The sequence below is a fragment of the Streptomyces sp. LARHCF249 genome (assembly GCF_052871255.1).
This window is the reverse complement of record NZ_JBIXJQ010000007.1, coordinates 1-26457: the sequence shown is the minus strand read 5'-3', so window position 1 is coordinate 26457 and position 26457 is coordinate 1. Positions and strand designations below refer to the sequence as shown.

Below are 26457 nucleotides of genomic sequence, written 5' to 3'. Positions count from 1 at the left end.
CAGCCGTTCCCGGCTGCGGGGCCCTGCGCGTTCACTTCTTCACGGCCGCCATGAGCGTGCGCATGTCCTCGATCATCGCCGCCTTCAGCGCGTCCACGTCCGTCTCGTCGTCACCGTCCTCGCCCCACCACTGGACGGTGATCGTGAACACCGCGCCGCCGTCGAGCACCTGGAGCTGTGGAGACCTCACCAGACCGGAGACCAGCGCCTGCTCACCGAGCCCGGGGACCTTCTGGACGTTCACGGGCTGCACCTCCATGACGCCGTGGAGCCCCGGCCCGTTGCCGAACTCCGGCGCCGGGTCGGTCTTCTTGTGCAGCTCGACCAGCACCTGGCCGTAGTAGGAGGCCCGGCCCGTGGTACGCAAGGTGTTGTAACTGCAGTACGACCAGTCCAGGGCGGGACTCTTGCTGTGGCGCGGCAGGCCCTCCTCGAACTCCCCGGCCATCCCGCCGATCACCTTCAGCGGTGCTTGGGCGCACAGGTCCTCGGAGTGCCGGTAGGCGATCCGCGGGGCATCGAAGAATCGATCCTGCAGAGACAGCGTCCCCGCCCAGACCGCCGAGGCCAGTACCGCCCCGCCCAGCGCCCACAGCCAGGGCCGCGCGGCTCCCGGTCCGCGCGCCGCGACGGGCCGCACCTCCTCGGCGGGCCGTTCGGACTCCCACTCCCCGTCCAGCTCAGGCTCGCTGATCATTCCCGGTCTCCCCCATGGCCGAACGCACCGCCGTGGCCCCGTGCGGGCCCGGCCCGACCGCTCCGTGGCCCATGTGGAGCTGCTCGCGCGAGTACGCCCGCAGGTAGGCAACCGCCGTATTGGTGACGGCCACCAGCGGTACGGCGACCACCGCTCCCCCGATGCCGGCGATCAGGCCGCCCGCGGCCACCGAAAGCACCACCGCGAGCGGGTGCACCCGTACCGCCCGGCCCAGGATGAAGGGCTGGAGCACGTGCCCCTCGATCTGCTGCACCGCCAGGACGACCAGCAGCACCATCAGGGCGCTGAACACGCCCTGGGTCACCAGCGCCACGACCACGGCGAGCGCGCCGGAGACGACGGCGCCGACCAGCGGGATGAAGGCGAACAGGAAGATGAAGACGGCCAGCGGCACGGCCATCGGCACGTCCAGGAAGTAGATGCCCAGGCCGATGAAGATGGCGTCGATGAGCGCGACGAGGACGGTGCCCCGTACGTACGCGGTCAGCGTGCGCCAGGCGCGCGGACCGGCTCCCGCCACGCCGGGGCGGGCGGCGGCCGGGACGAGGCCCAGCGTCCAGTGCCAGATGCGCTTGCCGTCGTAGAGCAGGAACAGCGTCGAGAACATCGCGAGCAGGATGCCCGTCAGCACCTCGACGAGCACCGTCACGCCTTGGAGGCCGGCCGTGGTGATCTGCTCGGTGTTGGTGCCGATGGTCTCGCTGAGGTTCTTCGCGATGTCGTTGATCTGCTTCTCGGTCACGTGGAACGGACTGTCCAGTGCCCAGAGTTTGAGTTCGTTGATGCCGTCGCGGACGCGGTCGGAGAGGTCGTCGAGGTTCTCCATGACCTGCCAGACCACGAACCAGCCGACGAGCCCGATGACCACGAAGCCGAGGATCGCGGTGACGGCGGTGGCCAGTCCGCGCGGCAGGCCCAGTCTGCGCAGCCGCACCACGAAGGGCTGGAGCAGCGCGGTGACGAGCATGGCGGCGGCGAAGGCGAGGACGACCAGGCGGACTTCGCTGATCACCTTCATCAGCACCCAGAGCATCCCGGCCAGGAGCAGCAGCCGCCAGCTGACCTCGGCGGCGACCCGCATGCCCCACGGGACCACGCTCACCGGGTCGGGTCGCTCGAGCACCGGGGCGGGCACGGGACCTTGCGGGGCCGCGGCGGCCGCCGGAACCCGGTCGGAGGGGACGGCGTGCGGCAGGTCGCCCCTGGCCTCGGCCTCGACTTCGGCGCGCCGCTCGTCGAGCCGCGCCTCCATCCGGTTCAGCCTGCTCCCGAGCCGGCCGAGCCAGCCTTCCCTCTTCACCATGTCGATCCCTTCCCCCCGCCCCTCTGGTCACACCTCGAAAGACCGTACACGCGAGGAGCCCCGCACCGTAGGACGGTGCGGGGCTCTGCGGAGTCGAGGGGCGGCGGTATCGCCTAGTACCAGCCGTTGGCCTGGTGGAAGCTCCAGGCTCCGCACGGGCTGCCGTACCGGTCCTCCATGTAGTTCAGTCCCCACTTGATCTGCGTGGCGGGGTTGGTGCGCCAGTCCGCGCCGGCCGAGGCCATCTTCGAACCGGGCAGCGCCTGGACCAGACCGTAGGCGCCCGAGGACTTGTTCACGGCGAGGTAGTTCCAGGTGGATTCCTGGTTGATGATGTTCGAGAAGCACTGGAACTGGCCGGCCGGGACCATCTGCTGGGCGATGGCCTTGACCTGGGCGACCGTGTAGGAGCTCTGGACCGCGAAGTCACCGGCGTCACGGGCGGCGGAGCGGCTGGCCGCTTCCTTCGCCTCGCGTTCCTGCTTCGCCTTCTCGTCCGCCGCCTTCTGCGCTTCGGCCTTCTTGGCCTTGGCGTCCTCGGCGGCCTGGATGCGGGCGGCCTCCTCGGCCGAGCGCTTCGCGTCGGCGTCGGCGGCGTGGGCGATGGTGTCGGCCTGCTGCGTCAGGGACGCGGTCTGGACCTGGGCCTGGTCGCCGACCGGGATGTCAGTGAGGAGGGTCGCCCCGGACGCGGTCGTCTCGAGATCGTTCGAGGCGGGGTCGCCGGTGGCAACGCCCACGACTGCGCCGACGGTGGTGACTGCGGTGGCAGAAGCCACTGCGAAGCCCCGAACCGAGATCCGGCTCACACGGTGTCCTTCCAGCAGCGTCCGCAGTGACCGAGCGGGCGCAAGAGTGCCCCTCGACACTGGCCTCCGTGGTTCTGGGGTCACTGGAGACGCGGGCCCGTGGGCAGCTCCTTGCGGAGGCTGCCGCGTGAAACTCCGGGCGGCATACGGCAATCGGCTGTGGAGTTGTGATGCTGCGCGTACCTCACGGGAGGTACAGAAGTGCCGTATGCGGGGCCTGACGGAAAACAGACTCTGCCGGACCTCGGCGCCGCAGGGCAATTCTGTGTTGCGTGGGAAAGGTCACACCTGGCACGTTGCCATTGGTTTCGCGAAAGGCCTGTGCAGCGCGACGCCGCCCGGCTAGGCTCTCGGGCCTTTACCGGACGGCGCCAACTCACTTTCCCGCTATGGGTTTTTTGACCGTTTCACTCCCCTGCCGGGGTCAGAGGGCCTCCAGCATCTCGGTGACCAGTGCAGCGATCGGCGAGCGCTCCGAACGCGTCAGCGTGACGTGCGCGAAGAGCGGGTGCCCCTTCAACTTCTCGACCACGGCGACCACTCCGTCGTACCGGCCGACCCGCAGGTTGTCCCGCTGGGCGACATCGTGGGTCAGAACGACCCGCGAGTTCGCACCGACTCGGGACAGAACGGTCAGAAGGACGTTCCGTTCCAGCGACTGGGCCTCGTCCACGATCACGAAGGCGTCGTGCAGCGAGCGGCCGCGGATGTGCGTGAGCGGCAGGACCTCCAGCATTCCGCGGTTCAGCACCTCCTCGATGACCTCGCGCCCGGCGACCGAGGAGAGGGTGTCGAAGACGGCCTGCGCCCAGGGGCTCATCTTCTCGCCCTGGTCGCCCGGCAGGTATCCGAGCTCCTGCCCGCCCACCGCGTACAGCGGCCGGAAGACCATCACCTTCTGGTGCTGCCTGCGCTCCAGCACCGCCTCCAGTCCCGCGCAGAGGGCCAGCGCCGACTTGCCGGTACCCGCCCGGCCGCCCATCGAGATGATCCCGATCTCGGGGTCGAGGAGGAGGTCCAGCGCGATGCGCTGCTCGGCGCTGCGGCCGTGCAGCCCGAAGGCCTCGCGGTCGCCCCGTACGAGCTTCACGTTGCCGTCCGCCGTGACCCGGCCCAGCGCCTTGCCGCGCTCGGACTGGAGGACCAGACCGGTGTGCACGGGCAGTTCGGCGGCCTCCGGGACGTAGAGACGGTCCTCGGAGTAGAGGAGGTCCACCTGCTCTCCGGAGAGGGCGAGCTCGCTCATGCCGGTCCAGCCGGCATCGGTGATCGCGAGCTCGGCGCGGTACTCCTCGGCGATCAGCCCCACGGAGGAGGCCTTGATGCGCAGTGGGAGATCCTTCGAGACCACCGTGACGTCGTAGCCCTCGGCCTGGAGATTGCGGGCGACCGCGAGGATCCGCGAGTCGTTGTCCCCCAATCGGAAGCCGGCGGGCAGGACACCCGGGTCGGAGTGGTTGAGCTCGACGCGCAGGGTGCCGCCCAGATCGCCCAGTGGGATGGGGGCGTCGAGGCGTCCGTACCGGACCCGGAAGTCGTCGAGCAGGCGCAGGGCCTGGCGCGCGAAGTAGCCGAGTTCGGGATGGTGCCTCTTTGCCTCCAGCTCGGTGATCACCACGATCGGGAGCACGACCTCGTGCTCGTCGAAGCGGGAGATCGCGTTGGGGTCTGCCAGCAGGACGCTGGTGTCGAGGACGTAGGTCCGCCTGTCGGGCAGGCGGCGCTTTGTGCTGGTCACCACGGAAGGACGTACCCCCTCGGAAGAGGTCGGGCCATGAAGACCGGACCGGTCATCGGCACCCATGCCAGGGCCGATTCCCGGCCCTCCACTCCGTCCGTGCGAACCGCACGTGCGTCCTGGTGCAAAGGGCCTCCCGGGCGGACGACCCCATGCCGTCCGCTGAGACTCGACACCCGTGGATCGGGCATCGACCTGAAAGGGGTATTCCCCGATCAGGCCAGGCCATGCCATGGCATATGACGGACGCTCGGTGAATCCCTGGTGAAGGCTTCCGGGGGGGGCGGGCGTGGCGCGAACCCGAGGAGGGCGGAGGGTGGTACCGAAGGGGCGTCAGGCGCCTCCGGGATCAGGTCCCGTACCGCCGGTGGCGCGCGGCGTAGTCGCGCAGGGCCCGCAGGAAGTCGACCTTGCGGAAGGCCGGCCAGAAGACCTCGCAGAAGTAGTACTCGGAGTGCGCGCTCTGCCACAGCATGAATCCGGACAGCCGCTGCTCGCCGCTGGTGCGGATCACGAGGTCCGGGTCGGGCTGGCCGCGCGTGTAGAGGTGCTCCGCGATGTGGTCGATGTCCAGGATCTCGGCGAGCTCCTCGAAGGAGGTGCCCTTCTGCGCGTGCTCCAGCAGCAGCGAGCGGACCGCGTCGGCGATCTCCTGGCGGCCGCCGTAGCCGACGGCGACGTTGACGAGTATCCCCTGGACGTCGTGCGTGGCCTGTTCGGCCTCCTTCAGCACGGTCTGCGTCCGCGCGGGCAGGATGTCGAGGTTGCCGACGTGGTGGACGCGCCAGCGGCCGTCCGCGGCGAGGCCCCGTACGGTGTTCTCGATGATGTTGAGCAGCGGGCGGAGCTCGACCTCCGGCCGGTCCAGGTTGTCCGTGGAGAGCATCCACAGGGTGACGACCTCGACGTCCGTCTCGGTGCACCAGCCCAGCATCTCGGAGATCTTGTCGGCTCCGGCCTGGTGGCCCTGTTCCGTGGTGCCTCCGGACGCCTTCGCCCAGCGCCGGTTCCCGTCCAGGATGACGCCGATGTGCTTGGGCGCCGCGTCATGGTCGAGGCGGCCTTCCACCCGGCGTGCGTAGAGCCTGTACACCAGGTCGCGCAGCTTCACGATCTTCCAGCCCCTCCGTGCAATGCCCCCGTGCGAATTGCGGTCCCCCGAGTGCGCCACATTACTGCGCGGCGGGAGGGGGTACCCAACTCGGTCTGTCACAGCTCCGTGATAGGCAGGACAACGTGACTGATACCAATCCCTATCGGGCAGAGTCCTCGCGCTACGACTCCATGGAGTACCGGCGCACGGGCCACAGCGGCCTCAAGCTCCCCGCCATCTCCCTCGGCCTCTGGCACAACTTCGGCGACGACAAGTCCCTGGAGTCCCAGCGGGCGATCCTGCGCCGGGCCTTCGACCTCGGAGTGACCCACTTCGACCTGGCGAACAACTACGGCCCGCCGCCCGGCTCGGCCGAGCTGAACTTCGGGAAGGTCTTCGCGCAGGACTTCGCGCCCTACCGCGACGAGCTGATCCTCTCCACCAAGGCCGGCTACCTGATGCACCCGGGGCCGTACGGCGAATGGGGCAGCCGCAAGTACCTGCTGGGCTCGCTCGACGCCTCGCTGAAGCGGATGGGCGTGGACTACGTCGACATCTTCTACTCGCACCGCTTCGACCCGGAAACCCCGCTGGAGGAGACCATGGGCGCCCTGGCGTCCGCGGTCCAGCAGGGCAAGGCGCTCTACGTCGGCGTCTCCTCGTACACCGCGGAGCAGACGGCCGAGGCGGTGCGGATCCTGCGCGGGATGGGGGTGCGTCCGCTGATCCACCAGCCCTCGTACTCCATGATCAACCGCTGGACGGAGGACGACGCGCTGCTCGACACCCTCGAGGACGCCGGGATGGGCTGCATCTCCTTCGCGCCGCTCGCCCAGGGGCTGCTGACGGGCAAGTACCTCACGGAGATCCCGGAGGGCTCGCGGGCCACCCAGGGCAAGTCGCTCAGCCCGGACCTGCTGTCGGACGAGGTGCTCCGCCGGCTGGCCGGGCTGAACCAGATCGCCGCGCGGCGCGGCCAGTCGCTGGCGCAGCTGGCGCTGAAGTGGGTGCTGCGCGACGACCGGATGACCTCGGCGCTGATCGGCGCGTCGAGCGTGCGGCAGCTGGAGGAGAACGTGGCCGCGCTGGCGGCGGAACCGCTCTCCGAGGCCGAGTTGAAGGAGATCGACACCTTCGCGGTCTCCACCCCCGGCACCAACCTCTGGGCCCAGCGCGGCTGACCTGCGCATATGGTGCGCGGTCCGGCCGGGTGGCGGAGAAACGAAAAACGGGCCGGTCCGTGGGGGGGATACGGACCGGCCCGAGGGGGGGGTTCCACCATAACCCTTCGTAAAGCGGGATGCGTGCATTGCCGCGCCACGATTACGCTCCGAAACCACCCAGCAGCACTCCGGTGAGTGCTCCGGCGGCCATGAAGGGGCCGAAGGCGAAGCCCTGCTTGCGGGTCGCGGGGCCGTGCAGCACCAGGAAGAGGCCGTACAGGGCCCCGTAAAGGAAGCCCAGGAAGGCCCCCACGGCCCATACCCCCCACCCGTACCACCCAAGAGCGACCCCCAGCGAGAGCGCCAGCTTGACGTCGCCGAAGCCCATGCCCGCGGGGTTGATCAGGAAGAGCGCCAGGTACCCGGTCGCGAGCAGGCCGCCGCCCAGCAGCGCGAGCCGCCAGTCACCCGCGGCGCGGGGCAGCGGGGCGGCAGCCCCGAGCCCGGCGACGGCCGCAGCGGCGAGCGGCAGGGTCAGGACGTCGGGGAGCCGGTGCACGGCCCGGTCGACGAGCGCGAGCAGCACGAGCACCGGGGCGAGCCCCACGTAGACCAGCGCCTCGGGCCGCGCCCCGGCGGCGGCCCCGAGCGCGGCGCAGACCACCCCGGTGAGGGCGGCGACGGGCGCGGCCCGCCTCCCGTACGCGTGCGGGGCCGCGGGCGGATCCGTGGCGTCCGGGCCCGGTACGACGGCCCGCGCGGGCACCCGGCAGCGGGCCGGGCCGAGCCAGCCCGGGACCGGGTGCCCCTCGGGGCAGCGGCCCCGCCAGGGCTCCCCCGCCTCGGCGGAGAACCGGTACGCCGCGCGCGGCAGCAGCAGCCCGGCGGCGACTCCGTACCCGGCGGCAAGAAGGATCACGACGACACCCATCCGCCGAAGGTAGGCCGGACCTCCTGGCGGGGCATAGCCTGCCGCCATGGCGAACTGGCGGGACGGCGAGGCCACGCTCAGGGTCGGGGCGGTGGCGGTGCCCCTGGAGGTCGCCGCCTCGTACCGGGCCCGGACCCGGGGCCTGCTGGGGCGGGACGGGATCGACGGGGCCCTGCTGCTCACCCCCGCGGCGGGCGTGCACACCTTCCGGATGCGCTTCGCGATCGACGTCGCGTACCTCGACAGGGACCTCGGTGTGCTGGACGTCGTCACGATGGCCCCCGGCCGGCTCGGCCTGCCCCGCCTGCGGTCCCGGCACGTCCTCGAGGCGGCGGCCGGAGCGATGGCCGGCTGGGGGCTTCGACGCGGCATCGGCCTGCACGTGGACATCCGCTAGGCGAGGAACGGCCCCGGCGGTAGGTTGGGGCGGTTGAGCTGGGGTGTCAGGGGAGCGGCATGACGGAGAACGCGCGGATCAAGGCGCTGGAGCAGATCATGCCGGCGACGCACGGCGCCGATGAGGACATCGACTGGCAGAGCGCCGAGGCGGCCTGGGGCACCCGGTTCCCGGCCGACTTCGTCGCCTTCATGGGCCGCTTCGGCGCGGGCTCCATCAACGGCGAGGCCAGCATCCTGCTCCCGCTCCCCAAGCCGGGACTCCAGTGGGACCCGGCCGAGATGGCCGAGGAGACCGACAACGCCCGGCACGTCTGGGAGGCGGAGGGCGGCCGGGCCGCCTTCGACGTGGACCCGGAGGCGATCATCGCCTGGGGCGTCACCGGCGGGTCCGACATCCTGTGCTGGCTCACCTCCGACCCCGACCCGGACCGGTGGCCGGTCCTGGTCTGCGGGCGGCACACCGCCGACTCCTTCGCCGTGTACCCGTACGGCATGGCCGAATTCCTCTACCGGCTCTGCTCCGACGAGTTCGACGTGAGCCCGGTCAGCATCACCTTCTGGGACGGCGGCCACCTCAGCTTCGTCCACTGGCGCAAGGCCCAGCGCCGGTGGCAGGAGGGCCGCAACCCCGAGACGGGCGACCCGGACCCGTACGCGGGCGAATTCGCCGACTGACGTTCCCGTCACAGCCGCGAGCCCGTTCCGTGACCGGAAACGGGCGTTTCGGCATGTCTACGCGCGTCCGGCCCGTGGATCACATATCGGAAAACACCATTCGGAAAAGCGCTGGTTGGAGCATTGCCCACAAGTGCCCCCCAAAGGAATCAGCCACCCCACTTTCAGGAGAGAATTCCGGCCAACGGGCCATGCGGGACACCCCAGCCCGGAGCAACTCATAAGTAGTAACGGGATCCAAAAGAAATCAGGGGAATACACCCGTGGGACGAAGAATCTTCGGCTCGGCCGCCTCCACGGTCGTGCTCGGCCTGCTGATACCTCTGGCCGGTTGTGGCGGTTCCGGCGCCGGCGCAGGTGGCGGCACGCTGCGCCTGGTCGCTGCCGAATACGGCGACACTCCGGCCACCAGTTCAAAGGCGTTCTGGGACAAGGTGACCGCCGATTTCACCGCCGCGAACCCCGGAATCAAGGTCGACGTCAAGCTCCTGCCGTGGGCCGACATCGACCGCGAGGTGTCCCGCATGGTCAAGGCGGGGAACGCGCCGGACATCGCACTCATGGGCTCTTACTCGGACTTCGCGGCGCAGGGCAAGCTCTATTCCGCGGACGAGCTCCTCTCGGTGACCAGGGAGGCGAACTTCCTCCAGCCGCTCGCCGAAGCCGGCACCGTCGGCAGCACCCTCTACGGTCTGCCGTTCGTGGCGAGCAGCCGCCTCCTCTTCTACAACGAGGCGCTGTTCGCCAAGGCCGGAGTCAGCGCCCCCAAGACCTGGTCCGAGCTCAAGTCCGCCGCCAAGGCGCTCAAGGACAAGGGCGTGAAGTACCCGTACGCCCTGCCCCTGGGTCCCGAGGAGGCGCACGCCGAGGCGATGATCTGGGAGCTGAGCAACGGCGGCGGCTACGCCGACAGCAGCGGCAACTACAGCCTGGCCTCCGACGCGAACATCCAGACGTGGCGCTGGGTCAAGGACCAGATGGTCGCCCCCGGCCTCGTCGGCCCCACCCCGCCGTCCCAGCTGAACCGCGCCGACGCCTTCGCCGCGTTCCTGCGGGGCGAGGTCGGCATGCTCAACGGCTATCCGTCGCTCGCCCACGAGGCGCGCGCCAAGGGCATCGGCGTCGGCACCGTGTCCATGCCGGTCTCGGACACCCTCGCGAGCGGGGAGATCCCGCCGACCGTCGGCGTGGCGGACTGGATGATGGCCTTCAAGCAGAACGACAACCGCCCGGAGATCAGCAGGTTCCTGGACTTCCTCTACCAGGACAAGAACCTGTCGGACTTCGCCAACCGCTACCACCTGCTGCCGTCCACCGTCACCGCCTCGCGCACCCCGGCCGGCGGCGGCCTCGAGAAGAACGACCGGCAGTTCCTGACCGCGCTGTACGGTGCGCAGCTCTACCCGGTGAACGACCCGTCCTGGGTGACCGTCAGCGACACCATCAAGCGCAACATCGGACGCGCGGTGGAACCGAACGTCGACCCGAAGACCGTCCTCGAGGACATCGCCTCCCAGGCGAACGAGGCCTCGAAGAAGCACTGAAGAACTCCGTGACACGGGACCTTCGCCCCATGCCGCAGACCATCCCGTGCGGCAGGATGGCCCCTACGGCCTCGATCCGAGGCCACCGGCCCCGTCGCCCGCCGAGCACCCACAAGGTGCGCAGGGCGGCCGGCCTCGACGGGGCTCCGGCCGGCCCCGATGCCCTCGCCGGCCTTGCTCCTCCTACTCCCCTTGCCGGCCCTGCTTCCCGTGGTCCTCGGCGAACGCCTTCCGGTGCTGCTCGCAGCTGGAGTTCCAGCGCATCGTGCCCGTGAGCGTCCCGTAGCCCGAGCGCGTCACCGACCACTCCACCGTGTACTCCCCGGTGTCACACGCGATGCGCTTGCCGCCCGCGACCTTCTCGCGGCCCGTCGCCGGCTTCCCGTCCAGCTTCCGGCGGATCTCTCCGGCCTTGGCCCCCTTGGCGGTGCGCAGTACGGCGTGCACCTCGATCGGGTGGGTGCCGTCCTTTGTCGTCACCGCCTTCTTCACCAGCGTCGAGTCCGACACCGCCCAGGCGAACTCGTACGACGGCTGCCACGCCAGCGTCTTGGGGTCGGGGACCTGGCGCTCGTAGTCCGGGGCGCCGGAGGGGCCGGGGCGGGTGACCGTCTCGTACTGGACTCCGGTGTGGAAGCGGAACTGCGCCTCCACCTTGTGCATCTCGTCCTTGGTCCACATCGACTTCATGGTCTTCTCACCCCCGGCCGGGTCCTGGAGGTACGCCGTCCCGTCCGCGGCGGTGGCCTGCTGGACGAGGGCGGGGGCAAGGGCCGCCGCGGTGGTGGCGAGGGCGAGAGCTGCCATGCGGGTGCGCTTCATGCCCGGTCCAACGGGGGCCTCCGGCGGGCCGGAACGACACCGCTCTCGCTTTCACCCGTACGGGAGCGCACGCCGCGCGGAATATCGGCTGATCAACTCCTGTTGTGCGCCGACGGATACGACGAACGATCAGTGGGGGATCCTGTGAGCGTGGACGTGAACGGCACGGTGGCGGCGGGCTGGGAACCGGTGCGCGAGGAGTTCGAGGCCTTCGCGGCGCGCGAGCCGCACTCGCCCGAGGCACAGCTCGCGGTGTACCACGAGGGCCGCCGCGTGGTGGATCTGTGGGCCGGCGAGGACACCGACGCGGACACGCTGAGCGCGGTCTTCTCCATCACCAAGGGCGCGGCCCACCTGGTGGTGGCGCTGCTGGTGCAGGACGGCGTACTCGAGCTGGACCGGGCGGTGTCGGAGTACTGGCCGGAGTTCACCGGGCACGGCAAGGAGCGGCTGACGCTGCGCCAGCTGCTCGCCCACCGGGCCGGTCTGATCAACACCGACGAGGGCTTCGACTACGACGAGATAGCGGACGACGCCCTGATCGCGGAGCGGCTGGCCGCGCAGAAGCCGTTCTGGGAGCCCGGGACGGCGTACGGCTACCACGCCTTCGTGATCGGCGCGCTGACCGGCGAGGTGGTGCGGCGGGCGACGGGCAGGTCGCTCCAGGAGGTCTTCGAGGAGCGCGTGCGCGCCCCGTACGGGCTGGACTTCTACATGGGGCTGCCCGCCTCGGAAGAGGGCCGGTGGAAGCCGGTGCTGGAGATGCTGCCGACCCCCGAGCAGCGGGCGGCGATGGCGGCGGGCGCCGCGTCCGTGCCGGAGCTGCTGCCGGTCGCGTTCAACATGCACCGGGAGCCGCCGATGGACCCGGTCGCGTACGCCAACCACCCCAGGGTGCGGGAGCTGAGTCCGGCCTCGGCCGGCGGCACCGGTACGGCCCGGGGTGTCGCGGCGATGTACGCGGCGGCGATCGGCGAGCTGGACGGCCGTGCTCCGCTGCTGAAGCCGGGGACGGCGGCCGAGTTCGCCACGCCGCACACGCAGGGCCCGGACCGGGTCACGCCGGAGTCGGACCACTTCGCGCTGGGCTTCGAGCAGCAGGCGGCGGTGGGTCCCGAGGCCTTCGGGCACTGCGGCGCGTCGGGCGGGCAGGCCTTCGCCGACCCGGCCACCGGGATCGCGTTCGCGTACACGCGCCGCCGTTTCGGCTTCCCGGGCGGACGGGGCCTTGAGACGGAGGGCCTGACGGCGGCGGTGCTGAAGGTGGCGCGGGGGCGGTAGTTCAGGCCTGCCCGGTCTCGAACCGGCTGATCTTGCCGTCGCCGGGGGCGATGGTGAAGCGCCAGGCGGTGCGCATCTCGCCCCAGGTGTCGTTGCGGTAGTCGACGATCAGGGAGCGGCCGCCGTCGGACTCGGACTGGACGTTCATGTGGCCGCCGGAGGAGAAGATCTCCTTGTCGATCCACTGGTTGAGGTCGCGGTCGGACCCGTCGTCGGACATGGTCGCGTCGGCGGTGAGGAGTGCGAGGAAGGCGTCCTTGTCGTGCGCGTTGACGGCGGAGACGAAGGCGCCGACGACGGGGTCGGACAGTTTGGCGGGGGTGATGGTCACGGGGCCTCCTGGTCGGTCGGGCGTACGTGGGTGCGTGGGTACGTGCGTACGTGGGTGCCTGGGTGCGTGGGTGCGGGCTTCCGGGCTTCCGGGCTTTCACCTGTGCCCGACCAGGGAACACCCCGGGCCTGCCCGGGGCGTCGACCCTCACCCGTTCGCCCCGGACGGCGTGTCAGGAGCGGGCGGGGGCCTCGGGGGCTTCGGGGGTGTCGGGGGCGGTGCGGACCGGGAAGCCGGTCGGCCGGCCCTGCTCCTTCAGCCAGGCCAGCACCTGGTCGAGGGCGTCGACGGTCTGGGCGCGGTTGCCGCCGCCGTCGTGGAAGAGCACGGTCGGGCCGTTGCCGATCTCGCGCTTGACGGCGTCGACGATGGCGGCCGTACCCGGCTTGCCGAAGTCCTTGGTGTCCACGTTCCAGCCGAGCGGGCGCATCCCGTGCGCGGCGGCGATGCGCCGGCTGTCGGGGGTGAAGGCGCCTCCGGGAGCCCGGTAGTACTCGACCTTCGCGCCGCCGCCCGCGGCTTCCTCGATCAGCCGCTTCGCGTCCAGGATCTGTTGTTCCTGGTAGGCGACGGGCTTCTTGTCCATGGACGTGTCGTGGTCCATGGTGTGGTCGCAGAGCCGGTGGCCGGCCGCGACGACGTTCTTGACCAGGTCGGGGTGGGCCTTGGCCTGCGGGCCGATCATGCAGAACGTCGCCTTCACGTCGTACTTCTTCAGTACGTCGAGGACCTTCGGGGTCCAGCGGGGGTCAGGGCCGTCGTCGATGGTCATGTTGACGGCGTTCCCGCCGCTCTCCGAGGCGTGGGCTATGCCCTCGGGTATCCGCGCCGGTTGCTGCTGTCCCCCGGCCTGGCCCGGGGTTTCGGGCTCCTGCCCGGACACGTTCTGCTGCGCGGGCTCGTGACCCGATTCCACCGCCGTCGCCACGCCCCACACCGTCGCCACCACGGCGACGGCCGAAGCCGCGACGACCGCGCGGGCCCGGATGCCCTTCTCGTTCATGCGCGTCAAGAACCCCATGTCCACTCCCCATCCGCCTCGTCAGCGTTCTGTGGATGAGGACGTTCGCCGCAACAGTCGGGTTCCGGGCCATTGGTCCATAAAATCCAACTAATGGGATGGATGGGGTCAGTGGGCGGCGGCGTCTTGCAGGGCCGGAGCGGGGGCCGGGGTCTTGCTGTTGGTGTCGGTGGGGTTGGTGGGGGTGGGGTTGGTTCCGCGGAGGGGGACTTCCTTGATGAACAGGGCGGCCGCGAAGCCGAGTACGGCGATGGCGGCGCAGACGAGGAAGGCCCAGTGGGTGCCGATGGCGACCGCGTGGCGGTATGCCTCGCGGACCGTGTCGGGGAGGACGGCCAGGCTCGCGGCGTCGAGTTGGGCGGAGCTGAGGGCTCCGGCCTGAGGACCGAGGCGGTCGGTCATGGCCTGGGTGACCCGGGCGGTGAACAGCGTGCCCATCAGCGCGACTCCGAACGCGCCGCCCAGCGTGCGGCCGAGGGTGGAGGCGGTCGAGGCGACGCCCATGTCCTTCAGCTCGACGCAGTTCTGCGCGACCACCATCGTGATCTGCATCAGGAAGCCGATTCCGGCGCCGAGGACGGCCATGTACAGCCCCGAGACCAGGCGGGGGGTGCCGGTGTCCATCATCGCGAGGAGGAAGAGCCCGGCGACCACGAGCGCACCGCCGACGACCAGGAAGATCTTGTACTTGCCGCTGTTGCTGGTGATCCGTCCGGTGATCATCGAGACGGTGAGCATCGAGGCCAGCAGGGGCAGCAGGAGCAGGCCGGAGTTCGTGGCGGAGGCGCCCTGGACGGTCTGGAGGAACAGCGGGAGGTAGAAGACGCCGCCGACCGTCACGAAGCCGACGAGGAAGGTGATTAGCGCGTTGAGGCTGAAGTTGCGGTTGCGGAAGACGTACAGCGGAAGGACCGGCTCGGCGGCCTTGGTCTCGGCGTACAGGAACGCCGCCGTCGACAGGACGCTGACGACGATCAGCCCCAGGATCTGGCCCGATCCCCAGGCGTACTCGGTACCGCCCCAGGTCGTGACCAGGACGGTGGAGGTGATCGCGAGGGTCAGCAGCGCCGCGCCGGGGTAGTCGACCTTCGGGCGGGGCCCTTCCTTCGCCGTCTTGGGCAGGTGGAGGACCGCGGAGACCATGGCCAGGGCCAGCAGGCCGAGGGGCAGGTTGATGTAGAAGGCCCAGCGCCAGCCCAGGTAGTCGGTGATCGCGCCGCCGATCAGCGGGCCGCCGATCATGGACAGGGCCGAGACGGCGGCCATCAGGCCCTGGTACTTGCCGATCTCGCGGGGCGGGATCAGGCTGCCGATGATCGCCATGGCGCCGACCAGCAGGCCGCCGCCGCCCAGTCCCTGGACCGCACGGAACGCGATCAGCTGGCCCATGTCCTGGGCCGCGCCGCACAGCGCGGACCCGATCAGGAAGATGACCACCGAGGTCAGGAAGACGCCCTTGCGGCCGTACAGGTCGCCGGCCTTGCCCCAGATCGGGGTCGACGCCACCGTGGCCAGCGTGTAGATGGTGACCACCCAGGACAGGTGCTCCAGACCGCCCAGCTCACCGACGATCGTCGGGATCGCGGTACTGGTGATCATGGTGTCCAGCGAGGCCAGCAGCATCGCGATCATGACCGCCACCAGCACGAGCCCCACACTCCGCGGCTTCCCACCCTCAGAAGTCCCGGCAGAATTGGCTGTGTCCACCATGCCCCCTCCCCTGACCCTTCTCCACGACGTGCCGATCAGCAGAACCGAACCGCGCTTACTTGCCGCCCGGCTAGTACACCATTAAGGTAGACAAGTAACTAGCCGGGCGTCAAGTAAGTTCAGAAGAGACGGGGAGCAGCAATGTCCAGCACCAGCACCAGCACTTCGCAGGGCGGTTCGTCGCAGAGACGGCGTGGGGACACGCGGCAGCGCATCCAGGACGTCGCGCTGGAGCTGTTCGTCGAGCAGGGGTACGAGAAGACCTCGCTGCGGGAAATCGCGGAGCGGCTGGAGGTCACGAAGGCGGCGCTGTACTACCACTTCAAGACCAAGGAGGACATCATCGTCAGCGTCTTCCAGGACCTGACGCGGCCCGTCGACGAGCTGATCGCCTGGGCCAGGGAGCAGCCGCCCACCCTGGAGACCAAGCGGGAGGTGCTGCGCCGCTACAGCGAGTCCATGGGCGCGGGAGCCTCACTGTTCCGCTTCATGCAGGAGAACCAGGCCACCATGCGCGAGCTGACCATCGGCGAGACCATGAAGGACTGGATGTCCCAGCTGGTGGAGCTCCTGCGCACGAAGGACGGCCCGCTCACCGACCAAGTACGCTGCGTCAGCGCCCTGTTCACCCTCCACGCCGGGATGATGTACCTCCAGCACGTGGAGGGCGATCCGGAGGAGACCCGGCTGGCCGCCCTGGAGGTCGCGACCGACCTCATCACGCAGGCGCACCAGGCCTCCTAGAGGGCGGTGGGGCCACCCGCTAGTGCTGCGGTCCGGAAACGGTCGAGGGCGCCGCGGGTGCGCCGGCCCGGATCCGGCGGTCCCGGGCGGCGATGGGAACGTCGTTGATGCCGGCCTCGCGCCTGCGCATCAGCCCGGCCGGGTCGAACTCCCACTGCTCGTTGCCGTGGCTGCGCCACCACTGGCCGGAGGCGTCGTGCCACTCGTACTCGAAGCGGACGGAGATGCGGTCGCCGGTGTACGCCCAGAGCTCTTTGCGGAGCCGGTAGTCCAGCTCGCGCTCCCACTTCTCGGCGAGGAACTCCCGGATCTCGGCGCGGCCGGTGAGGAACCGGTCGCGGTTCCTCCAGACCGAGTCCTCGGTGTACGCGAGGGCCACGCGCTCGGGGTCCCGGCTGTTCCAGGCGTCCTCGGCGGCCTGGACCTTGGCGCGGGCCGACTCCTCGGTGAAGGGCGGCAGGGGCGGACGTACGGCGGAGGTCATGACGGTCCCTCTCGTGCTCGGCGAAGACTAACGAGAACGCTCGTTCTCATCCTAGAGAACGCCCGTTCTTCGCACCAGCGGAACTGGACTACCCTTCCCGCATGGACGACGAAGAGGCCCGCACCCGACTCCTGGACGCGGCGGAGAAGCTGTTCTACGCCGACGGCATCCAGGCGGTCGGCATGGACCGCATCCGCACGGAGTCGGGTGTCCCGCTGAAGCGGCTCTACCGGCTCTTCCCGGCGAAGGAGTCCCTGGTCACGGCGTACCTGGAGCGCCGAGACCGCCGCTGGATGACGAGCCTGCGGTCAGCGGTTGCGGCCTCCCCGGAACCGCCGCTCCTGTCGGTCTTCGACTGGCTGGCGGCCTGGTTCTCCGAGCCGGATTTCCGGGGCTGCGCGTTCGTGAACGCGTACGGGGAGCTGGGCCCGGCCGGCCCGGCGGGCGTACTGGACGTCGTACGCCGCCACAAGACGGAACTGCGCTCCCTGCTGTCCGAACTGGCCGGCCCCGACCGCGAGGAGCTGCCGGACCAGCTCCTGATCCTGGTCGAGGGGGCGACGGCGGTGGCCGCCCTGGACCCCGGCCCGACCCCGGCCCTGCGGGCGCGGGCGGCCGCGGAACGGCTCATCTGAAGCGGCGTGGCGGCGGCGAGGGGTGGTGCGACGAGGCGCGCACGCCCGCCAAGGCGGCCGCGATGAGGTTGGCCGCCTCCATCTCGTCCAGCGACGCCAGTCCGAGCTCCGCCGCCCGGTCCGGAGACGTGGGCAACGCCTCGCCGGTCGGCTGCCAGCTCGGGCCATTCCGGCCGAACTCCTCGTCGTACGTCACCGTCCGCACCACACGACGCCGCAGCAGCCGGCCCTGCCGGTCACCGGCCGCCGCCGCGTAGTAGGTGATGCGCCCCGCGGCGTCCACGGCGTCGAGCACCGCATGGTCGAGGGAGCTCAGCGCCGGACCGGCGGCGTGGCCCTGCAGCGTTCCGGGGCGCATCAGCACACCGGTCAGGTCGAGGAAACAGGTGTTGTCCTGGAGGAACGCGCCGCCCCGCTCGTAGAAGAGCAGGAGCGGCTCGTAGAGGTCGGGCAGGGCCGGAAGGGCATCGGCGTGCAGCGCCCGGTACTCCGCCAGCCGCACGGCCCCCGTACAGGTCCGTTTGACGGCGCTGAGGCCGGTGAACGTGCCCAGGTATTGCTGGAGTTGTGCGGCCAGTCGGGGGGGTAGCGAGAATGCGGGATCCACGTACTCGACGACGTCGAAGAACGGCCACGCGCTCTCGGCCGAGTAGGCCTGCGCCCACAGCCCGGCGCGCCGCAGATATTCGCGCATCAGCAGACGACGGGACATGACGCGCGCGAACGCAGCGTCCCAGTCGCCGTCCCATTCCACTGCCCGGAGGCGTTCCAGCACGCCGACCGCTCCTGACCTCGCCTATCCCTGGTTGCCAGCCCGCCAGCGCGGTTCCAGCACCCGTACGTCCCCGCCCCGGCTCCTGATCCACTTCTCGAGCTCGATCCCGGCGATCGTACGGGTCCCGCGCTCCTCGACGACTTCCACCGGACCGAACAGTGAACCGGTGAGCCCCGTCAGTACGGTGTCGCCGTCCAGGGTCACCCGAAAACTGTTCTCCTGCAGGATCGCCTGACTGAGGTCCGCACCGCGGAAGTTGACATCCAGCAGCGAAGCGCCCATGAACCGGGTTCCACGACAACGGGCGGACGAGGCGTCGACTTGGTAGAGGGATGCCCTGCCCAAGTCCGCACCGTCGAGGACGGCGTTCCGGAGCACGGCATCATCGAGTTGCGCCCGCACCAGGCAGGCGTTCGTCAGATCGGCCCGTGTGAGGTCGGCCCCCTGTAGCTCCGCGCGGTAGAACTCGGCACCGGCCAACCGGGCGTCGACGAGCCGCGTGTCCATGAACAGGGACTCGGAGAAATCGGCGCCCGACAGGTCCGCACCACTCAGATCCAGGCCCATGACGTCGATCCCGCCGCCAGCGCCGTCGTTGCCGTCGTCATCGCCGTCGCCGTCGCCGTCGCCGTCATCGCCGTCGCCGTCGCCGTCGAGCCATTCCCTCAGGCGTCCGGCCGCCTCGGAGTCCGCCGGCATGACACGCGGGCTCCACCGCTTGTCCACTTGCGCGGGGACGGGCTGGGCGGTGCCGCCCTCGAAGAGGTACGCGTGCATGTCCCGGAGGTACTGCCGAAGAGAAGCCTCGTGCGGGAACTCGACGTCCGTCAGGGCTTCGTATTCCGCAGTCCCGAAATCCGGATCCCGAAGCATCTCGGCGATGCCGTCGCGGACCGCCTGGACGTACGCGTCGTTGAACGACATCAGGGTAGGCCGGAGGTACCCGCTCGTGTCGTACGCCTGCTCGGCGTCGAGATACGTACCGAGAAAGCCCGCAAGTCGCTCGTCCATCACGCTCTCTTCCGATACACGCCCGCTGATGATACGGATCGGGGCAGGTCAGCCGCCGGGGCACTCGCTGCTGTTGTCGCCGCTGCGGCACAGCAGGGTCGGCTGGCTGGGAGCGCGGTCAGTGGCCGGGTCGGAGACCGTGCACGAGGCGACCGCCATCACCAGCGTCAGCACGAGGAGCAGCGCGCAGGCCATGCTGTGCACGACCACGGCGAACGGGGCGCGCAGCCGATGGAAGCCGAAGGCGGTCAGCGCAGAGCCGCAGCACAGAACGCCGAGGAAGGTGAACACCTCAGCGGTGAGGGGCACCCCCTGCCATTGGGGGGCGGAGCCGATGCCACCCATGAGAAAGCCGAACTCCGCCAAGGCGGCGTAGAGGAGGCCGCCGACCAGTACCGCTCCCAGGATCGCGACCGTGAGGAGGGCCAGGATGAGGTCCGCCACCCAGTACATCGGTGAACGCGACTGATCCGCCGTCTGATTCGACATGCTGTGCAGTGTCGCGGCGGAAGGGACCAACCGCCTGAGTACGGGTACTCATCTCGATGAGCCTCCCCGGTTACGGCGGCTCCGTGCAGGTCGAAGTGGTCCAGCAGTAGCGGCGCCTACCGGCCCGCTTGCGGAACGTCGATCAGTGGCCGGACAGTTCCTGCAGAGCGTCGAGTGAGTCCGCGTCCTGGATCTCCGCAGGGGGTTCCGGCGATGCCGCGTCTCCCAGGGCGTCGAGCGCAGCCGTTCCGGCCTGGTGCGCCTGGGCGAACGCCAGCAGGAGCGGTACGCCGGCGGTGAAGGCGATGTCTCCGGCTGCGGTGCGGGGCTCGTATCCCGCGGAGCTGCTGTCCGTCCCTGCCCAGAGGTGGCCGACGGTGTGACCACCGCGCCGGACCTCGATGTACCGGACCGGGCCTTCGGTGAACGCCTCGTACGACTGCTCCTCGTACCCCTTCGGCAGGAGGTTGAGCATGCGCTGCCATCTGGCCGGTACGGCGAAGGTGCTCCAGGGGTCGATGTAGTCCGTTCCCTCGTCCGCCAGATCCTCGAAGCCGGAAGCCGTGGGCCGGCCGAAGTACGTGGGATCGCCCGGTTCGATCTCAGCATTGAGCAGCTCGGACACGGCGCTGAGCAGAGCCTCCAGGCGCGGGGCGTTCAACGCGGCGACCTCCGGCTGCGGGCGTTCCCGCAGATCCAGCGTCATCCAGGCGTCGGAGTATGCGGCCAGCGAAACGCTGGCGTGTCCCTTGGGCCACACGAGCAGACGCAGCGCGAAGAGACGCTCCGAACGATGCGCCCGGCCGTCTGCGTCCAGCCATGCGCCGGGCAGCACGCTCCACAGGTGGAGTGTGCTGTCCTCGTCGAATGACGCCGCGCCCGTCGCCACCGCGCGGTCGAGGGGTCCGGCGCCCTCCCACTCGTACCGCACGTGCCGGGGAGCCTTCAGAGTGACGACGCCGACTCCCCCGCGACCCCAGCCATCGACGAGTCCGAGATCGGATCCGAGGGAGTGAAGTCGGCCGAAAAGCCGGAGCGCACGACGCGCACCCTGCCCCTCGAGGACGTCAACCGCCGTCTCCCAGAACCATTCGCCCACCGGGTCGACAGTGATCAAAGCAAGCTCCCCGCGGACATCGGCTCACCGATTGCGAGCAGGCGCACCACGCGTCCGCGCCGCGGATGCCGCCGTCTACCCGAATGCGGTGTCGGTGAGGTCCGGTCCCCGCCCGTCGATGATGTCGGGAGCCTTGAGTCCGTAGCCCTCGGCCCGCCCGTAGTACGTCGGCTCACCGGGCTCCGCCGCGACTCCGAGCAACTGGTCGAGCTCCTGCAGGGCCGAGGCGAGCCGCGGCGCGTTGTTGGCGTGTATGGCCGGCTGCGGCTCGCCCCGGAAATCACACTGACCCCAGACGTCGTGGTATACGGACAGTTCGATCCAGAGGTCCGTCTCATCCGGTGCCACCATGAGTTCCACCAGACGGTATTCCCTGTGCCGTTCTCCGTCCGCGTCGAACCAAGTGCCCGATCCGAGCACGAGGATTCCACCGATCTCTGCCTGCGGATGACCGGTCGGCCGACAGGCGCGGAGCGCATCGGGCAGTGCCGGATCGTCGAGCGAACGCGTGACGAGGTTCAGGCGACTGTGGACTCCGAGGCCGCCCTTGCCGGTCTGGAACCAGGCCCACTCGAGTGAGGACGGCACCAGCAAGGCGTGCTTCTCCAGCACCACGCTCATGCGCGCCGCGGTCATGAGCGCGAACTCCAGACCGGGCTCCTCGACGTCCTCCAGGTTCCAGGACCACGAGCCGCTCTCTTTGGGCGCGCGCATCAGCATGGTCAGAAAACTCCTTAAGGTTTGGAGGCATTGGTCGGAAAGATGGTGACGGACCCGTCATCGAACTTTAGCTCAAAAGAGGCGTTGCAACGGTCGGCAGCCTGTTGGACAGCCATGGATATCACGTTCCGTGAGCTCGGCCTTCAGGCCTCTGATATCCAAAATTCCCGCCTTGACGTCGATCGGGGTCTTCGGGAGGCCCGTGTCGTCCAGGGCTCCCAGGAGCTGCTTGTTCGCGATCTTCTTGACCGCAGACCTGATGCCCGCGACGCTGTCGACATCCTTGAGTTGGGCACCGTACTCGATGCGTCCGTCGTGGCGAACCAGCACGTCGAGGTCGAGCTTCTCGCCCGGAAGCTTCACCTCGAACTCAATGCCCTTCAGCCCCTTGGCCTGGAGCTCCGCAGCGTGCTCCAGCGCCTGGTGCACAGCGGGAATCATGTCGCCCTGCTTGACCTGGAACAGAAGGCCCTCGGGGTTCTTGAACCCGGGGGTGTCCGCAAATCGGCCGCTCGCGATGTATTCCGCGACTGCTGCACCGTATTCCGACTTCTTCAGCTGCACGAGCATGCGGCCTTGGTCCACCGGCGGAACCTTTACGGCCTGGAGAGCCTCCGTCACGGCGGCCTCCCGCTCAGGGGACATGGGTCCACTGGGCTGCTGGCCGATCCGGGGGCCTTCCAGGATGACCGCGGGCTGCTGCTCGGGCATCCCCGAGCCGTTGCCGGTACCGTCGCCGGTACCGCCTCCGCCACCCGGCGTCTCCGGGCCGTCGCCCGCGGACGGGCCGTCGGTGTGACCCGTGCCGCCCGGGGTTTCCGGGGTCTCCGGACGACCACCGCCGGTGGACGGGGTCTCCGGACGACCACCACCCGTGGACGGAGTCTCGGGGCGACCACCACCAGTCGACGGAGTCTCCGGACGACCGCCACCCGTGGACGGGGTGTGCGGGTCTGTGCTGTTGCGCGGCATGTTGTCCGGGGCGAGGCCGCCGGGGGTGGTGTCCGGGCGGGGGCCGGGGGTGTGGTCGGCGTGGTGGACCGGGTTGGAGAGGTTGGAGTCGAGGCGGATGGCCTCCTCGCCGCGGGCGCCGACCCCTGCCGGGACGCGCTCGGGGACCTCGGCCGTGGTGGCGCTCTGGGGAAGGTCCGTGTCCGCCTTCAGCGGCAGGTTCCCGGCCGCGGTGACCTGCTGGGGGGCGTCCGTGTCCGCGTCCGGCTTCGTGGGCGGCTTCGGCTCCGCGGTGGCGTACTGGGGGCCGTCCGCGTCCGGCCTCGTCGGCGCCTTCGGGTCCGGGGTGGCGTGCTGGGGACCGGCCGGGTCCGGCTTCGTGGACGGGGTCGGGGTCTCGGCCTTGGCGTCCTTGCCGCGCTGGAGGACGCTGCCGTCGCCCTTGTAGAGGTTGCCGTCGCCGTCGACGTACTTCGCCGGGCTGTCGTCGAAGGGCAGCTTGACCGTGCCCGGCGGGAGGGTGGCCGTGCCTTCGGGGAGTTTGATGTTGCCGTCGGGGAGTTTGATCGCGCCGTCCGGGACCGCCGAGCCCGACGGGAGGTGGATCGCGCCGTCGGGGAGATGGACAGCACCTTCGGGGAGGGCTATCGCGCCGTCGATGTTGATGTTCGGGGCCTCGATCTTGCCCAGGCCCTTCAGGGCGGCCATCACGTCGCCCGCCTTCGTGATGCCCGCGCCCGCGCCCTTCATGATGTACGTCATCGGGTCCACGACCCGGCCGGTCTTGCCCGCCAGCGACAGCGCCTCGCCGCCGGTACCCGGCCGCGAACTTCGGGGTCTGACTGAAGATTCCGTGCCGGCAAGGGATCTCAAAGCGCCCCTGCCTCCTGCTCACGCCCTCACAGGTCCGGAGCGCACGGATGACCGGCCGACAAGCATCGGAGAACGCGTAAGCCCCACCTGGAAGAATCCCTCGGACACCTCGACGGTGAGCGAGAACATCCCTTCCACCGGCTCCGCGCCGGTCCAGACGGTACTGGTCGAGAACCCTGAGCGCCGAAGGGAACCTGTGAACTGCCTCGCGGACCAGGACGATCTCATGGCCCGGCTCTCCCCAGACCATCGCGCGACGGGTGTGCCGGCAATCAAGGCCGTCCTCCTGGCACTACTCGCGACGCCAGTCGCGAACCAGGCGACCCTCCTCGTCCCAAACAGATTCCTCGCGGAGCCCGTAGAGATCGCTATCGAACATCTGCCGAGACTTCAGAACGCCATTGGGGTGCCACTCCTTGAACTCACCCAAGGGGACTCCATTGCGGACGGTCCCCACAAGCTTCAGGGTGCCGTCTGAGTACCACGCCTGTGACAAACCATCCCGAACACCATCGACGTAGACGTCGAGGCAGACCATTTGGCCGTCCTGATATTCAGCAGCCTCTCCGGTGAACAACTCGTCGCGGTAGAGCAGGCGCTGATCCATGTCCATGTCGACATCAGGATCGTCGACATCGATGCGATGGGGTGAAGCCATTATGGAATCCAATTCGAATCATCAGCGGGGTAGGCCGTGAATCGACCATTCGTGGTCGGCATCTCGGGGAGCATATGATAGCAGTTGGCACAGAATGGGGCAGGCTTGCCGGGGAGGCCCGTTTCTCTGTTCTTATTGAAGGGGAATTCAACCGCGGCGCGAATCTCCTTCATGGCGTCCACCCCTGAGGGCAGCCCGAGTCTGGTGCGAGCCCACAGCAACTCATTGGTGGCCTTCACTTCCGCATGGCCCAACGGATGGTCCACGTGCGGCTTGTTCGGGGCCATCTCCTCATAAAGTCCGCGAAGCGTCGGGTGGAGCTTGTCCAGCGGAATGACGTTGTTGGAACGCCCGTTGATGCCTTCAATCACAATGCCGGTTCGCGTATCTATGACCGCTCCCACACAGGCGCCCACGTCACCCTTGACGAACTGCTTGGCGTCCTTCGCGTCCCGGTATACCTTCGCCCGTTCCTTCGCCAGATTGTCGAGGTACTGGTCGACGGGCTGGTTGTCAATGTGGGTGACGAGCCCATTCTCCGTGGAGACGCGAGGGCCCTGCATGTCGAACAAGTCCAGCAGCTTCTCCCCATGCCCGGCCGGGTGTTTGCCGTCGGGATCGGGAAGCCGGGTCTCCGGGGAAATCGCATCAGCGGGCGTCGACGCCGAGCCGGGTGCGTTGTGGTCTGCATGGTCGCCCGTGGCGGGGCCGTCGGTGTGACTCCCGCCGGTGCCAGGACCGTCCGAGTGTGATCCACCGGTGCCGGGACCGTCGGTGTGCGATCCGCCGCCCGTGGAAGGCGTATCCGCGTGCCCACCCGTGGACGGGGTTTCCGGGCGGCCGCCGCTCGCGCCGGGGGTGTGGGTGTCCGTGCTGTTGCGCGGCATGTTGTCCGGGGCGTTGCCGCCGGGGGTGTTGTCCGGGCGGGAGCCCGGGGTCTGGTCTGCGACGTGGACCGGGTCGGAGATGTTGGAGCCGAGGCGGATGCCGTCGTCGCCGCCGCGGCCGCCGACACTTGCCAGTTCGCGGTCCGGGACCTTGGCCGTGGCCGGGGAGTCCACCTTCGGGGCGTCGGTTTTCGGCACGCCCGCGCCCGCGTCCGCGTCCGGCTTGCCCGTCGGGGCGTCCTTCGCGTGCTGGGTGATCGCGCCGTTCGCGTCGTAGATGTTGCCCTTGGGGTCCATGAACTGCGACGGACCGTCGACCGGCAGCTTGACCGTGCCCGGGGGCAGGGTGGCTGTGCCCTCGGGGAGCTTGATGTTGCCGTCGGGGAGCTTGATCGCGCCGTCCGGGACCGCCGTGCCCTTGGGGAGCTGGATCGAGCCGTCGGGGAGCTTGAGGGCACCTTCCGGCATGGAGAACGCCCCGTCGCCGATCTTCGGGATCTCGATGTTGCCCAGGCCCTTCAGGCCGGCCATCACGTCGCCCGCCTTCGTGATGCCCGCGCCCGCGCCCTTCATGATGTAGGTCATCGGGTCCACGACCCGGCCGGTCTTGCCCGCCAGCGACAGCGCCTTCGCGACCGCACCGGCCTTGCCCGCACCCGAGACCGCACCACCCGTACCACCCGTGGCGATGGTCGTGATCACATTGAAGGTGACCGCGCCCGCCGCGCGGCCCGGGTTGGATCCCCACTGATCCCACGCGAGGAGGGCCTTGCCCGTCTCCTTCATCGCGGTGCGCGACTCGCGCAGATAGGAGGGCAGTTTGTCGTCCGGCATCGCCATGAAGAGCGGGCCCACACCCGGGATCAAGGCGATCGACAAACCCGTCGCGAGCTTCCCGAGCCCCGCCCACGACTGCTTGAACGTGTCCCAGCCCTGGAGGCCGACCAGGCCGCCCAGACCCTTGAGGGTGCCCCAGACACCGTCGACGAAGAAGCCCTTGGTGAACTCCCAGCCGTGCTCCCATATCTGCCAGCCCGGTATGGACTCCTCCACCGCGTCGCCCCACGGCAGCGACTTGGATGCCTTGAGAACGTCGGCGTCGTAGCCGTACATGCCCTCGCCGTGCGAACCGTCGTCCTTCTTCAGCGGCGTCCCGCCGACCAGGGCGACGATCTTGGCGTGGCAGGCCCGCTCCACGTCGTGGAACTCGGCCCAGACCTCGGCGATCTTGTTGCGGCGTTCGAGGTTCTCGTCGATCAGATCGCCGTCCTCACGCCACTTCTCGTCCTTGTCCGTCTCCCTGCGGAACGCCTGCGCTTCCGCTTTCAGGTTCTCCAGCTTCTTGATGACGGGAGCGGCGTCGCGGGAGTACGTGCCCAGGGCGCCGGCGATCGTGCACATGTCGGAGCTGAGCTTCAGGCCCAGGTCGGAGACCGGCTTCGTCGTCGCGAACAGCTGGTCCGCTTCCGGAGCCTGGTAGAAGGCCTGGATACCGCCGAAGCTGGTGTGGACGTCCGACGTCTTCGTCGCGACCGCCGCCCCGCCCGACGAGATCGCCTTGACCTTCTCGTCCAG

Annotated in this window: 26 protein-coding genes; 7 read left to right on the top strand and 19 right to left on the bottom strand. The window is 69.5% G+C overall.

Going from position 1 to position 26457, the window contains the following annotated elements:
* Positions 1-31: 31 nt before the first annotated feature.
* From ACIPUC_RS21070 to ACIPUC_RS21050, 5 genes are all read right to left on the bottom strand, one after another.
* A complete protein-coding gene (locus ACIPUC_RS21070; protein WP_446591233.1) occupies positions 32-697 on the bottom strand; it encodes a hypothetical protein in 666 nt (221 codons plus the stop codon).
* Entirely contained in the window at positions 681-2021 is a 1341-nt protein-coding gene (locus tag ACIPUC_RS21065) for an AI-2E family transporter (RefSeq protein ID WP_446591231.1), read from the bottom strand. Before ACIPUC_RS21065 ends, ACIPUC_RS21070 begins: the two co-directional genes overlap by 17 nt.
* A gap of 113 nt (positions 2022-2134) precedes the next feature.
* Positions 2135-2830 carry an aggregation-promoting factor C-terminal-like domain-containing protein gene (locus tag ACIPUC_RS21060; RefSeq protein WP_446591229.1) on the bottom strand — a complete coding sequence of 232 codons (696 nt, stop codon included), beginning with the start codon at positions 2828-2830 and terminating at the stop codon, positions 2135-2137.
* 424 nt (positions 2831-3254) lie between these two features.
* Entirely contained in the window at positions 3255-4571 is a 1317-nt protein-coding gene (locus tag ACIPUC_RS21055) for a PhoH family protein (protein ID WP_446591227.1), read from the bottom strand.
* Positions 4572-4917: 346 nt separating this feature from the next.
* Positions 4918-5679, bottom strand: coding sequence for an isoprenyl transferase (locus tag ACIPUC_RS21050; protein WP_069921737.1), 762 nt, complete (start codon positions 5677-5679; stop codon positions 4918-4920).
* Between the two features lie 125 nt (positions 5680-5804).
* On the opposite strand from ACIPUC_RS21050, the gene mgrA reads away from it, so the two are divergent.
* Positions 5805-6842, top strand: a complete 1038-nt coding sequence (gene mgrA, locus ACIPUC_RS21045; RefSeq protein WP_446591225.1) for an L-glyceraldehyde 3-phosphate reductase — start codon at positions 5805-5807, stop codon at positions 6840-6842.
* A gap of 142 nt (positions 6843-6984) precedes the next feature.
* Here mgrA and ACIPUC_RS21040 read toward each other — a convergent pair whose 3' ends face one another.
* On the bottom strand, positions 6985-7755 hold the full coding sequence (locus ACIPUC_RS21040; RefSeq protein ID WP_446591223.1) for a prepilin peptidase: 771 nt from the start codon (positions 7753-7755) through the stop codon (positions 6985-6987).
* A gap of 46 nt (positions 7756-7801) precedes the next feature.
* Between ACIPUC_RS21040 and ACIPUC_RS21035 the strand changes: the two genes are divergently transcribed.
* The 3 genes from ACIPUC_RS21035 (at position 7802) to ACIPUC_RS21025 (ending at position 10373) form a co-directional block, all read left to right on the top strand.
* Positions 7802-8152: a DUF192 domain-containing protein gene (locus ACIPUC_RS21035; protein ID WP_446591221.1), complete on the top strand. Its 351-nt coding sequence runs from the start codon at positions 7802-7804 to the stop codon at positions 8150-8152.
* Between the two features lie 59 nt (positions 8153-8211).
* Positions 8212-8829, top strand: coding sequence for an SMI1/KNR4 family protein (locus tag ACIPUC_RS21030; RefSeq protein WP_446591220.1), 618 nt, complete (start codon positions 8212-8214; stop codon positions 8827-8829).
* A 263-nt stretch (positions 8830-9092) separates the two neighbouring features.
* Positions 9093-10373 (top strand): extracellular solute-binding protein, encoded by a 1281-nt coding sequence (locus ACIPUC_RS21025; protein WP_446591218.1) that lies wholly within the window; start codon positions 9093-9095, stop codon positions 10371-10373.
* 183 nt (positions 10374-10556) lie between these two features.
* Here the strand turns inward: ACIPUC_RS21025 and ACIPUC_RS21020 are convergent, their stop codons facing one another.
* Positions 10557-11195 carry a hypothetical protein gene (locus ACIPUC_RS21020; RefSeq protein WP_446591216.1) on the bottom strand — a complete coding sequence of 213 codons (639 nt, stop codon included), beginning with the start codon at positions 11193-11195 and terminating at the stop codon, positions 10557-10559.
* A 144-nt stretch (positions 11196-11339) separates the two neighbouring features.
* On the opposite strand from ACIPUC_RS21020, the gene ACIPUC_RS21015 reads away from it, so the two are divergent.
* Positions 11340-12476: a serine hydrolase domain-containing protein gene (locus tag ACIPUC_RS21015; RefSeq protein WP_446591214.1), complete on the top strand. Its 1137-nt coding sequence runs from the start codon at positions 11340-11342 to the stop codon at positions 12474-12476.
* 1 nt (position 12477) lies between these two features.
* Here the strand turns inward: ACIPUC_RS21015 and ACIPUC_RS21010 are convergent, their stop codons facing one another.
* The 3 genes from ACIPUC_RS21010 to ACIPUC_RS21000 form a co-directional block, all read right to left on the bottom strand.
* Entirely contained in the window at positions 12478-12807 is a 330-nt protein-coding gene (locus ACIPUC_RS21010; protein ID WP_446591212.1) for a nuclear transport factor 2 family protein, read from the bottom strand.
* A 172-nt stretch (positions 12808-12979) separates the two neighbouring features.
* Positions 12980-13828 carry a polysaccharide deacetylase family protein gene (locus ACIPUC_RS21005; protein ID WP_446591211.1) on the bottom strand — a complete coding sequence of 283 codons (849 nt, stop codon included), beginning with the start codon at positions 13826-13828 and terminating at the stop codon, positions 12980-12982.
* A gap of 108 nt (positions 13829-13936) precedes the next feature.
* A complete protein-coding gene (locus ACIPUC_RS21000) occupies positions 13937-15538 on the bottom strand; it encodes an MDR family MFS transporter (RefSeq protein ID WP_446591209.1) in 1602 nt (533 codons plus the stop codon).
* 141 nt (positions 15539-15679) lie between these two features.
* Here ACIPUC_RS21000 and ACIPUC_RS20995 point away from each other — a divergent pair, with 141 nt between their 5' ends.
* Entirely contained in the window at positions 15680-16282 is a 603-nt protein-coding gene (locus tag ACIPUC_RS20995) for a TetR/AcrR family transcriptional regulator (protein WP_446591207.1), read from the top strand.
* 19 nt (positions 16283-16301) lie between these two features.
* Here the strand turns inward: ACIPUC_RS20995 and ACIPUC_RS20990 are convergent, their stop codons facing one another.
* Positions 16302-16766 (bottom strand): nuclear transport factor 2 family protein, encoded by a 465-nt coding sequence (locus tag ACIPUC_RS20990; RefSeq protein WP_446591206.1) that lies wholly within the window; start codon positions 16764-16766, stop codon positions 16302-16304.
* Positions 16767-16867: 101 nt separating this feature from the next.
* Between ACIPUC_RS20990 and ACIPUC_RS20985 the strand changes: the two genes are divergently transcribed.
* Positions 16868-17401, top strand: a complete 534-nt coding sequence (locus ACIPUC_RS20985; RefSeq protein ID WP_446591205.1) for a TetR/AcrR family transcriptional regulator — start codon at positions 16868-16870, stop codon at positions 17399-17401.
* Here the strand turns inward: ACIPUC_RS20985 and ACIPUC_RS20980 are convergent.
* The 8 genes from ACIPUC_RS20980 to ACIPUC_RS20945 form a co-directional block, all read right to left on the bottom strand.
* Positions 17394-18176, bottom strand: coding sequence for a hypothetical protein (locus ACIPUC_RS20980; protein ID WP_446591204.1), 783 nt, complete (start codon positions 18174-18176; stop codon positions 17394-17396). The two genes, ACIPUC_RS20985 and ACIPUC_RS20980, sit on opposite strands and share 8 nt — an antisense overlap.
* A 21-nt stretch (positions 18177-18197) precedes the next feature.
* Positions 18198-19187: a pentapeptide repeat-containing protein gene (locus ACIPUC_RS20975; RefSeq protein WP_446591203.1), complete on the bottom strand. Its 990-nt coding sequence runs from the start codon at positions 19185-19187 to the stop codon at positions 18198-18200.
* A gap of 48 nt (positions 19188-19235) precedes the next feature.
* The gene (locus ACIPUC_RS20970; RefSeq protein WP_446591201.1) at positions 19236-19676 is read right to left on the bottom strand and encodes a hypothetical protein; all 441 of its coding nucleotides are present in this window, start codon (positions 19674-19676) and stop codon (positions 19236-19238) included.
* Between the two features lie 142 nt (positions 19677-19818).
* Entirely contained in the window at positions 19819-20607 is a 789-nt protein-coding gene (locus ACIPUC_RS20965) for a hypothetical protein (RefSeq protein WP_446591200.1), read from the bottom strand.
* A gap of 261 nt (positions 20608-20868) precedes the next feature.
* A complete protein-coding gene (locus ACIPUC_RS20960) occupies positions 20869-21513 on the bottom strand; it encodes a hypothetical protein (protein WP_446591198.1) in 645 nt (214 codons plus the stop codon).
* 72 nt (positions 21514-21585) lie between these two features.
* Complete coding sequence (locus tag ACIPUC_RS20955) at positions 21586-23226, bottom strand: hypothetical protein (protein ID WP_446591196.1); 1641 nt, start codon at positions 23224-23226, stop codon at positions 21586-21588.
* 403 nt (positions 23227-23629) lie between these two features.
* The gene (locus tag ACIPUC_RS20950) at positions 23630-23995 is read right to left on the bottom strand and encodes a toxin-antitoxin system YwqK family antitoxin (RefSeq protein ID WP_446591195.1); all 366 of its coding nucleotides are present in this window, start codon (positions 23993-23995) and stop codon (positions 23630-23632) included.
* Positions 23995-26457: hypothetical protein (locus ACIPUC_RS20945; protein ID WP_446591194.1), on the bottom strand; the 2463-nt coding region annotated here is incomplete at its 5' end. The genes ACIPUC_RS20950 and ACIPUC_RS20945, both read right to left, overlap by 1 nt.

Coding starts and splice junctions, on each gene's coding strand:
- ACIPUC_RS21070 (WP_446591233.1), bottom strand. CDS start 697: ATGATCAGCGAGCCTGAGCTGGACGGGGAGTGGGAGTCCGAACGGCCC.
- ACIPUC_RS21065 (WP_446591231.1), bottom strand. CDS start 2,021: ATGGTGAAGAGGGAAGGCTGGCTCGGCCGGCTCGGGAGCAGGCTGAAC.
- ACIPUC_RS21040 (WP_446591223.1), bottom strand. CDS start 7,755: ATGGGTGTCGTCGTGATCCTTCTTGCCGCCGGGTACGGAGTCGCCGCC.
- ACIPUC_RS21035 (WP_446591221.1), top strand. CDS start 7,802: ATGGCGAACTGGCGGGACGGCGAGGCCACGCTCAGGGTCGGGGCGGTG.
- ACIPUC_RS21030 (WP_446591220.1), top strand. CDS start 8,212: ATGACGGAGAACGCGCGGATCAAGGCGCTGGAGCAGATCATGCCGGCG.
- ACIPUC_RS21020 (WP_446591216.1), bottom strand. CDS start 11,195: ATGAAGCGCACCCGCATGGCAGCTCTCGCCCTCGCCACCACCGCGGCG.
- ACIPUC_RS21005 (WP_446591211.1), bottom strand. CDS start 13,828: ATGGGGTTCTTGACGCGCATGAACGAGAAGGGCATCCGGGCCCGCGCG.
- ACIPUC_RS21000 (WP_446591209.1), bottom strand. CDS start 15,538: ATGGTGGACACAGCCAATTCTGCCGGGACTTCTGAGGGTGGGAAGCCG.
- ACIPUC_RS20995 (WP_446591207.1), top strand. CDS start 15,680: ATGTCCAGCACCAGCACCAGCACTTCGCAGGGCGGTTCGTCGCAGAGA.
- ACIPUC_RS20990 (WP_446591206.1), bottom strand. CDS start 16,766: ATGACCTCCGCCGTACGTCCGCCCCTGCCGCCCTTCACCGAGGAGTCG.
- ACIPUC_RS20985 (WP_446591205.1), top strand. CDS start 16,868: ATGGACGACGAAGAGGCCCGCACCCGACTCCTGGACGCGGCGGAGAAG.
- ACIPUC_RS20975 (WP_446591203.1), bottom strand. CDS start 19,187: ATGGACGAGCGACTTGCGGGCTTTCTCGGTACGTATCTCGACGCCGAG.
- ACIPUC_RS20970 (WP_446591201.1), bottom strand. CDS start 19,676: ATGTCGAATCAGACGGCGGATCAGTCGCGTTCACCGATGTACTGGGTG.
- ACIPUC_RS20960 (WP_446591198.1), bottom strand. CDS start 21,513: ATGCTGATGCGCGCGCCCAAAGAGAGCGGCTCGTGGTCCTGGAACCTG.
- ACIPUC_RS20955 (WP_446591196.1), bottom strand. CDS start 23,226: ATGACGTACATCATGAAGGGCGCGGGCGCGGGCATCACGAAGGCGGGC.
- ACIPUC_RS20950 (WP_446591195.1), bottom strand. CDS start 23,995: ATGGCTTCACCCCATCGCATCGATGTCGACGATCCTGATGTCGACATG.